Source organism: Ramlibacter sp. (assembly GCF_013697775.1).
In the GTDB taxonomy this organism is placed as follows: domain Bacteria; phylum Pseudomonadota; class Gammaproteobacteria; order Burkholderiales; family Burkholderiaceae_C; genus Ramlibacter.
This window is the reverse complement of sequence record NZ_JACCWG010000424.1, coordinates 1-8,830: the sequence shown is the minus strand read 5'-3', so window position 1 is coordinate 8,830 and position 8,830 is coordinate 1. Positions and strand designations below refer to the sequence as shown.

The window sequence follows — 8,830 nt, the reverse complement described above, 5'->3', positions numbered from 1 at the left end:
CTAGCGCCGGCGTTAGCTGCCATTCAGCATCGGCCCCATCATCCGCACCATGCGGATGACCGCCGGCCCCAGGATCACCAGGCTGATCGACGGGAAGATGCACAGCACCAGCGGGAACAGCATCTTGGTCGGGATCTTCGATGCGAGTTCCTCGGCGCGCATCTGCCGCTTGTGGCGCAGGTCGTCGGAGAACACGCGCAGCGAGTCGCCGATGCTGGTGCCGAACTTGTCGGCCTGCGTGAGCATGGTGGCGAAGGTGGACAGCTCCTCCACGCCGGTGCGCTTGGCCAGGTTGCGAAATGCCTTGTCGCGGCTGGCGCCGGCGCGCATCTCCAGGTTGGTCAGGTGCACCTCCTCGGCCAGCGCCACGCTCTTGCGCCGCATTTCCTCGGCCACCTTGGTCAACCCCGCATCCAGCCCCAGTCCGGCTTCGATGCACACCAGCATCAGGTCGGCCGCGTCGGGAAAGCTCTCGAAGATTTCGCGCTGCCGCGCGCGCACCGCCATTGTCAGCCCCAGGTTGGGCAAATAGCAGCCGGCCAGGGCGGCCAGCAGCACGTAGAAGAACAAGGTGAGCGGCGCCTGGTTCACCCCGCGCAGCGCGAAAAAGGCGATGCTGGCAAACAGCAACGGTAGCAGCGTCTTGGCGCCGAAGTACACGTAGCGCGCGTCGGGGTGGCGGATGCCGGCGTGAAAGAAACGCAGCCGCAGCGGCGAGTTCTCCCAGTCGCCCTGCGGTGTGGACAGCCTGGCGAACGGGCCGGTGATGCGCACGATGGTTTCTCTCCAGCCGGTCTCGCCGCCGCCGATGGCGTGCGCCGCCTGCAGGCGCTGCTCGGCGCGCGTCGGCGCCAGCCACAGGTACAGGCCGGCGCAGCCGCAGACCACCGACACGAAGATGAGGGAGGGCAGGATCATGGACATGGAAGCTCCTTCGGTGCCTGGCGCTACACGCGGATGCGGATGATGCGGCGGATCAGCAGCACGCCGACGAACATGCTGCCCAGCATGAACTTCAGGAAGCCCTGGCCCATGGGGTCGGTCCACAGCGGGCGCATGAAGTCCGGGTTGATGACGCTCATCAGCCCCGCCAGGGCGAACGGCATCAGCCCGAGCGTCCAGGCCGACATGCGGCCTTCGGAGGACAGCACGCGCACCCGTGCCAGCAGCTTGAGCCGCTCGCGGACCAGATGGGCCAGCTTGCCGAGGATTTCGGTCAGGTTGCCTCCCGATTCGCGCTGCGTGAGCACCGCCACCACGAAGTAGCGCAGGTCGGTCAGCGGCACGCGCTCGCACAGGTGCGACAGGCCCTGCTGCAGCGACACGCCGTAGTTGATTTCGTCGTGCACGATGCGCAGTTCGCCGCCCATCGGCTCGGGCATTTCCTCGCCGCCCATCTTCAGCGCCGAAGAAAAGGCATGGCCGGCGCGCAGCGCGCGGCACATCAGGTCCAGCGCCTCCGGCAGCTGGCGCTCCAGCAGGCGCAGCCGCGCGTTGCGCCTGTGCCGCACGAACAGCAGCGGCAGCGTGGCGGCCGCGAGGCCGGCCACCAGCGTGTAGAGCGCGGGCGGGTGCAGCAGCATGCCGAGCGCGATGGCCGCGACCAGGCCGCAGGCCGCCATCGCCGCCAGCAGCCGCGTCAGCGACCAGGTGAGGCCGGCCTGTGCGATGAATGCGTCCAGCCCGCGCAGCCGCGGCAGCGCGAGCAGCGTGCGTTCCAGCCAGGGCAGCTCGCTCGCCATGCGCTGCCTGAGCACGCGCGCGGGCTGCGCGGCGTCGCCCGAGGCCGAGAGCGAGCGCAGCCGCTGCTGCAGCTTTTTGGCCTGCGGGCCCTTGTGCGATTTCCACAGCAGCCAGCCGCCCTCGGCCAGCAGCAGCACGGCCACGAACACCAGCAGCGAGACGGCCTGGAAACTGTTGCCCGAAAGAAGGTCGGTCATGGCCGGCTCCTACTGGTAGCGCCGCGCGGGATCGAACATCGCGTCGGGCAGGGTGATGCCGAAGGCCCGCAGGCGGTCGGCGAACTTCGGCCGCACGCCCGAGGCCTGGAAATAGCCCTGCACCGCGCCGTCGTCGCCCAGCCCCGTTTGCTTGAAGGAGAACAGCTCCTGCATTGTGATGACCTCGCCTTCCATGCCGGTGATTTCCTGGATGCTGGTGATCTTGCGCCGCCCGTCGATCAGCCGCAGCGCCTGCACCACCACCGTGATGGCCGAGGCGATCTGCTGGCGCGCCGCCTTGTGCGGCAGGTTGAGGTTGGCCATGCCGATCATGTTCTCCATGCGCGCCACGGCGTCGCGCGGCGTGTTAGCGTGGATGGTGGTCAGCGACCCCTCGTGGCCGGTGTTCATGGCCTGCAGCATGTCGAAGGCCTCGGCGCCGCGCACCTCGCCGACGATGATGCGGTCCGGCCGCATGCGCAGCGCGTTGCGCACCAGCGCGCGCGGCGTGACCTCGCCCCGCCCCTCGATGTTGGCCGGCCGCGTCTCCAGCCGGATCACGTGCGCCTGCTGCATCTGCAGCTCGGCCGCGTCCTCGATGGTGACCACGCGCTCGGTCTGCGGGATGTAGCCCGAGAGGATGTTCAGCAGCGTGGTCTTGCCGGCGCCGGTGCCGCCGGAGATCAGCATGTTCACCTTGGACTTGACCAGGCCCTCCAGCATCTTCGCCATTTCGGGCGTCAGGCTCTTGAGCCCATCGGCCGTCAGGTTCTCCATCTTCAGCGGGATGTGCGCGAAGCGGCGGATCGACATCATCGGCCCGTCGATGGCGATCGGCGGGATCACCGCGTTCACCCGCGAGCCGTCGGGCAGGCGCGCGTCCACCATCGGGCTGGATTCGTCGATGCGCCGGCCGACCAGCGAGACGATCTTGTCGATGATGCGCAGCAGGTGCTTCTCGTCGGTGAAGGTGACGCTGGTGAGTTCCAGCCGGCCGCCGCGCTCCACGTAGATCTGCCGGTACGAGTTGACCAGGATGTCCGACACCTTGGGGTCCGCCATCAGCAGTTCCAGCGGGCCGAAGCCCAGCATTTCGTGCTGGATGTCGCGAATGAGCAGGGTGCGCTCCAGCTCGTTGAGGGCGGCGGCTTCGTCCTGCAGCAGCCGCTCGGTGGCCACCGCGATCTCCTGGCGCAGCACGTCGGGCGCCAGCGTCTCCAGCGCCTTCAGGTCGAAGTGGTCCAGCAGCCGCAGATGCATGCGGCTCTTGAGCAGCTTGTACGGCTCGCCGGTGGCGGCCGACTGGGTGCGGATCGGCTGCGGATCCTCCGGGGCCGCGAGCCGCTCGCGCAGCGATGCGAACGACGGGTCCTTGCGCGTGTCCAGCGTCATCGGGGTGTGCATGTCAGGCTCTCCGGAACAGGCGGCCCAGCAGGCCGGGGGCGGCGTCGTCCTGGCGCGGGTTCAGCGCGGCGGCCAGGTCCGCCAGGTTGCGCGCCACGGCGTTGCCGCGCGCGGTGGACGGCAGCGGCTCGCCCTGGTTGATGGAGGCGCTGACCTCGCGCCACGAGTTGGGCACGGTGTGGATGCGCGCAGTGCCGAAGGAGCGCTGCACCATGTCCAGGCCGATCTCGCTGCTTTTCTCATAACGGTTGAGAACCAGCTCCACCTTGTCCTGCCCGTAGCCGAGCGAGCGGAACACCTCCAGCAGCCGCGCCGCGTGGCGGATGTGCGGCAGCTGCGCCTGCAGCACCGGGTAGATGCGCGTCGCGCGGTCCAGCGCCTTGATGGCCAGCGTGTCGATGCCGCGGCCCAGGTCCAGCAGCACGAAATCGTAGTGGCTGGCGGCCACGCCGAGGATCGCGTCGATGTGCTCCGGCTTGATGGCCATCGCCTGCGAGGGATCCTCCGGCGCGGCCAGCACGCTGTAGCGCGGCGTCACCTTCACCGTGCTGGCGGCCAGCAGCGAGGCGTCGAGCCGGCCGATGTCGCGGGCGACGTCGGCCAGCGTGGACACCGGCTTGCTGTCGTAGACGAAGGACAACGCGTCGCCGAACTGCAGGTTCAGGTCCAGCAGCAGCACCGAGGCGTTCTCGGCCAGCAGCCAGCCCAGGTTGGTGGCCAGGAAGGTGGCGCCGCTGCCGCCCTTGCACGGCAGGAAGGCCAGCACCTTGCCCTGGCTGCGCGCGGCGATGCCGTGCAGCTTGGCCTCCACGCGCGCCACTGCCTCCTGCAGCGCCTGCGCGGTCGGCGGCGAGGGCAGCACCTCGCGCACGCCGGCGCGCATGGAGTTGATGAGGAAGTCCGGCGTGTGCGTGGCGCACAGCAGCACCACCGCCAATGCCGGATGGCGCGCGGTGACGGCCGCGATCTGCAGCACCTCGTCGGGGTCGCAGCACATGCCGTCCACCAGCATCAGGTCGGGCTGCTCGCGCTCGGCGATCGCCTGCATGCGGCTCTTGCCGCCTTCGGCCAGCGTCACCTGGTGGCCGTGCGCCTGCAGCACGCGGCCGATCTCCTGCAGGTGGCCGGTATTGGGGGATATGGCTGCGATCTTCATGGGACTCCCGAGGGTGTTTTCAACAATGGTCGATGCTGTACGGGTCCTGCCGCATCGATTCGCGCGGCAGGAAGGTGGCGAACCGCGGCATGGCCATGGGCGCGAGCTTCGCGAATCCGGCGATGGGCGAGATCCACTGGTAGTCCAGGCTGGTGACGGTCACCGTCACGCCTTCGCAGGAGGCGGCGGTGCAGGCGGCGGGCACCCAGGCCAGGTCGATGTCGGCGATCTCGGGCACCAGCGCCCGCATCTTCGCGAGCACCTGCGGCTTTTGCGCGGTGCTGTCGCAGGTGACCGCATAGCGCGCGCCCGCGCGGGTGGCTTCGGTCGCCGCGTTCCAGCTGAACAGCATGCGGCTGAAGTCCACTACGGCGAGCAGGAAGGTCAGGAAGATCAGCAGCACCAGGGCGAATTCCACCAGGGTGGCGCCGCGCTGGCGACGGGGATGGCGACGGCGGTGGTGGTGGTGGTGTGTCATAGCGTGGTGCGCATGCTCGCGCTCACCGTGCTGAAGTTGATCGGATTGAGAACCTTGCCGAACACGCCGGACCACATCGGCCGGAAGGTGTAGCCCTGCACGCGCACCGTCACCACGTTGATCACCGGCAGCGTGCCCTGGGTCTGCCACACCGGGTCGGGCACCATGGCGGTGGTGAGCCCGGGCACCAGCGCGGTAGCGCCGGCCGTGGGCGTTCCGTAGACGATCAGGTTCTTCGCCTCGGCAAGCCTGGTGCCCGGCGTCTTGGTGGAGAGATAGCGCGCCGCGTCGCGCACCGACTTGGTCAGCGTGTTGTAGTACATGATCGCGCGGCCGAACTCCGCGACGAAGATCGTCAGCGTGAGCAGCAGCGGCAAGATGAGCGCGAATTCAACCAGGGCGGCCCCGTGTTGCGTCGTGCGTTGCGTTGCGTGTTGCATGGCGTGTCCTCCTAGCGCACCAGCACCGGCACCAGCGGCCCGGCGGAGCCGCCCGGCAGGCCGCTGGTGGTGCAGGGGCTGGCCGGCGCGCCGGCGTTGCCGATGTATTCCAGCTGCACGTCCGCCGCTGGAATGCTCATGGGCTGCAGCATCAGCATGCAGGCGTAGTCGATCACGCGTCGGGTGCCGTTGACAACCGGCACCAGCACGATGCGCCGGCTCGCGCCGTACTGGTGGTGCTGCCCGGTGGGCCCGGGCGTGGCCAGGGTGTTGAACCCGCCGTTGATGGTCAGGCCGGTGATAGTCTTGCAGCCGTTCGGCCCGTTCATGTTGGTGCCGGTGTTCGCGCATGAGGCATAGGCGGCGCGCTTGGTGACGAAGTTGGCGGCTGTCGCATGGGCCCCGGGCGGCGTCGGACCGTTGAACGCGTTGGCCCGGCTCGGCCAGTTGTTGGCCGTGTAGGCGTAGCCGGTGAAGTCCGGCGCGTTCGCCGCCGGGCCGCCGCTGTTCTTGTAGATCCCGAAGCGCGCGTTCCAGGCGTCGGCAACGGAGCTCTGCACGCCGGGCGTGCCCAGCTGGGTGCCGACGGTGACGCCGCAGTAGCCGTTCATCTCGTGCTCGGTTTCCGAGGCGCTGTTGCTGCCGTCCAGGTTGGCCCAGCCGATCTGGCCGCCGCTGCCGCTGCCCGGGCTCATCAGCAGCGTGATCCACTGGCCCACGGCCAGGCCGTAGTTGGGGGCTGTACCGCCCGCGACCGGCCTGAGCGCCAGCGGCAGTGGGCAGGTGCTCTGCGCGCTGGCGCGCGTGGCGACCGCCTCGGCCTGCACCGGGCGTCTTGCGGGAAAGGCGGCACCGTTGCCGGAGAACGCGCCCAGCGCGTTCATCAGCCACATCTGCACGTTGGGCTGGGTGTGGCGGCAGCGCGCATACCGGGCGGCGGCGGCGCTGGTGGTGACGGCGAATCCCCCGGCCTGCGACGCCATGAATTCGACGTCGCCGGCGACGATGCGGCCCTGGCCGCTCCAGGTGGACGACTGGAAGTTCACGCGGTTCAGGTTGCCGGCCGTCATGCCGGCGTTGGCGGCACGGGTGATCGCATCGGGCAGGGAATCCAGTTCCTGCGCGGCGGCCAGCGCGCAGCTGTCCATGGCGGTCTGCAGTTCGCTCTTGACGACGAACAGCCGCCCGAAATCGAGCGCGAAGCCCATGAATCCCAGCAGGAACAGCATCAGCAGGCACACCGTGACGATCACGGCGCCGTGCTGGCTGCTGCGTGGAGCGGCGCGTCGCATGGGGGTCTTCTTCGTTGCTCTTGCGAGTGCGAAGCGGGTGCGCCAGGAATTCGGCACGCGCCGGAATTCCTGGCGCGGCGCGCTTCAGACGCAGTTCGCCGTCGTGAGGCAGGCGGTCACGCGGCCGATGAAGGTCGTGAACATGCCGGTGGTGGTCAGCCCCTGCAGCGCGATCACGAGTGCGATGGAAACCACCGCGATGATGAGCGCGTATTCGACGATCTGGGCGCCGTCGTCCTCGCGCAGGAAGGCGGTCACGAAGTTGGACAATTTGTTCATGCGTTTCTCCTTGAAGTGGAGTGGTTGGGGAAAAAGGAATCGAAAGGCTTGGGAGGAGTAGGTCGCGGATGCTTCGTGGGCAGGCTCCTTTCACTCACTTGCCGGAGGAGCCGGTGGCCCCGCCGATGTTGATGACGTTGACGACCGGGGGCGGCTGCCTGAAGGTGCCCTGGTACAGGATCAGCGCCTCGCGCGCGGCGCGGCCGTCCATGCCGGGCGTGCTCGCGATGGAGGCGGCCGCCGGATTGAGCGTCTGCCTGGCGCGCGCGTCGCGCAACGCGTCGCCGAAGCGCAGGTCGTAGTCGGGTGTCGGCGACGAGGTGGCGCAGCCGGCCAGCAGCAGCGCGATCGGCAGGATGGTCTTGTGCAGCATGGAGGCCTCCGGTGTTCAGGGCTTGGCGGGCGCGCGGCCTTCGCCCTTGCCCATGAAGAGCACGTCGGCGCGGCTGGGCACCACGTGGTTGTCGGTCGGCAGGACCACGGCCTCGGTCAGCGGCTTCACCAGGCGCGGCGTCACCACGAACATCAGCTCGGTCTGGTCGGTCTGGAACTCGGTGGAGCGGAACAGCGCACCCATCACCGGCACTTCCCCGAGCCCCGGGAACTTGTCCAGCGCCGTGTTCATGTTGTTCTTGATCAGACCGGCCACGACGAAGCTCTGGCCGTCGTTCAGCTGCACCGTGGTGTCCACCCGCCGCGTGGCCATCGAGGGCAGGACGGCCGTCACGCCGTTGAAGCTGGTGAAGGGCGAGCCCGCCTGCTGCAGCTCGGAGGCTTCGGACACCAGCTTCAGGTTGATGCGGTTGCCGTCCAGCACCGTGGGCGTGAACTTCAGCCCGACGCCGAATTCCTTTTCCTCCAGCGTGATGGTGCTGCCGGCGACGCCGTCGCGGCTTTGCGCCACCGGAATGAAGATCTTGCCGCCGGAGAGGAAGCTCGCTGTCTGGCCGCTGATGGCCATGATGTTGGGCTCGGCCAGCACGCGCAGCACGCCGTCCTTCTTCTGCGCGTCGATGCCCAGCAGGGTGGAGTTCTTGCTGATGGTGCCGGGCGAGATGCTGTACCTGTTGCTGAAGGTGCCGTCGGCGTTGCGGACCTGCGTGCCGTCGATGCCGCCGATGTACGCGTTGCCGCTGGACCCGCCGGCACCCACGCTGCTGGCGATGCCGCCGCCGATGCCGGTCATCACCTCGGTGCGGTAGCGCCCCAGCAGGCCGGCGCCGCCGCCGATGATTCCCGAAATCACGCTGGCGCCGCTGCCCGAAGCCACCATGCGCGAGAAGTCCAGCCCGAACTTGTCGAGCATGGTCTTGCTCACTTCGGCGATCTTCACTTCCAGCATCACCTGCTGCGGGTTGGACACGCGCAGCAGGTTCACCACCTTCTTGCCGTCGCCGTAGGCCGAAGCGAGGCTGACCACCTGGTCGAGCTTCACCGCGTCGCTCACCACGCCGCTCAGCACGATGGCGTTGTCGGCGGCGCGCACCCGCACGCCGCTTTCCTCGGGCATCAGCTCGGTCAGCTTGGACTGCACGGACTCCGGATCGATGGTGACCACCAGGTCCTTCACCAGGCAGCGGCCGTCGGCGCTTTGCAGGATGACGTTCATGGTGCCCGGCCTCTTGCCCAGGAAGTACAGCTCGGTCGGGCTCAGCAAGGTGACGTCGGTGTCGGCCACGCCGTCCCACTCCTGGCGGCCCGGGGCCGGCGCCTGCTGCGGACCGGGTGTGCCGGTGGGCACCGGCACCGCTGCGCGGCCGGCGAAGCCGCTCGGCTGGCCGCCGATCACCAGCCGCGCGGCCGCGAACGGCAGCCGCACGATGCGCGACTTGCCCAGCATC

10 protein-coding genes are annotated in these 8,830 nt (G+C 68.8%); all 10 read right to left on the bottom strand.

Annotated elements, in window-relative coordinates; all coding sequences use genetic code 11:
- Nucleotides 1-12 precede the first annotated feature (12 nt).
- The 10 genes from H0U68_RS21540 to H0U68_RS21495 all read right to left on the bottom strand — a co-directional run bounded on the left by H0U68_RS21540 (nt 13) and on the right by H0U68_RS21495 (nt 8,829).
- Nucleotides 13-924, bottom strand: coding sequence for a type II secretion system F family protein (locus H0U68_RS21540; RefSeq protein WP_296358952.1), 912 nt, complete (start codon nt 922-924; stop codon nt 13-15).
- 23 nt (nt 925-947) lie between these two features.
- Nucleotides 948-1,940, bottom strand: a complete 993-nt coding sequence (locus H0U68_RS21535; RefSeq protein WP_296358951.1) for a type II secretion system F family protein — start codon at nt 1,938-1,940, stop codon at nt 948-950.
- A 9-nt stretch (nt 1,941-1,949) separates the two neighbouring features.
- Nucleotides 1,950-3,344, bottom strand: a complete 1,395-nt coding sequence (locus tag H0U68_RS21530) for a CpaF family protein (protein WP_296358950.1) — start codon at nt 3,342-3,344, stop codon at nt 1,950-1,952.
- Nucleotide 3,345: 1 nt separating this feature from the next.
- Nucleotides 3,346-4,500, bottom strand: a complete 1,155-nt coding sequence (locus H0U68_RS21525; protein ID WP_296358949.1) for an AAA family ATPase — start codon at nt 4,498-4,500, stop codon at nt 3,346-3,348.
- A gap of 19 nt (nt 4,501-4,519) precedes the next feature.
- A complete protein-coding gene (locus H0U68_RS21520) occupies nt 4,520-4,978 on the bottom strand; it encodes a TadE family protein (RefSeq protein WP_296358948.1) in 459 nt (152 codons plus the stop codon).
- Nucleotides 4,975-5,418 (bottom strand): TadE family protein, encoded by a 444-nt coding sequence (locus H0U68_RS21515; protein WP_296358947.1) that lies wholly within the window; start codon nt 5,416-5,418, stop codon nt 4,975-4,977. The genes H0U68_RS21520 and H0U68_RS21515 overlap by 4 nt, the downstream gene beginning before the upstream one ends.
- Before the next feature lie 11 nt (nt 5,419-5,429).
- The gene (locus tag H0U68_RS21510; RefSeq protein ID WP_296358946.1) at nt 5,430-6,710 is read right to left on the bottom strand and encodes a pilus assembly protein TadG-related protein; all 1,281 of its coding nucleotides are present in this window, start codon (nt 6,708-6,710) and stop codon (nt 5,430-5,432) included.
- 84 nt (nt 6,711-6,794) lie between these two features.
- Complete coding sequence (locus tag H0U68_RS21505) at nt 6,795-6,989, bottom strand: Flp family type IVb pilin (RefSeq protein ID WP_296358945.1); 195 nt, start codon at nt 6,987-6,989, stop codon at nt 6,795-6,797.
- Between the two features lie 94 nt (nt 6,990-7,083).
- Nucleotides 7,084-7,362 (bottom strand): hypothetical protein, encoded by a 279-nt coding sequence (locus H0U68_RS21500; protein ID WP_296358944.1) that lies wholly within the window; start codon nt 7,360-7,362, stop codon nt 7,084-7,086.
- A gap of 15 nt (nt 7,363-7,377) precedes the next feature.
- Complete coding sequence (locus H0U68_RS21495) at nt 7,378-8,829, bottom strand: type II and III secretion system protein family protein (protein WP_296358943.1); 1,452 nt, start codon at nt 8,827-8,829, stop codon at nt 7,378-7,380.
- Between the last annotated feature and the right edge of the window lies 1 nt (nt 8,830).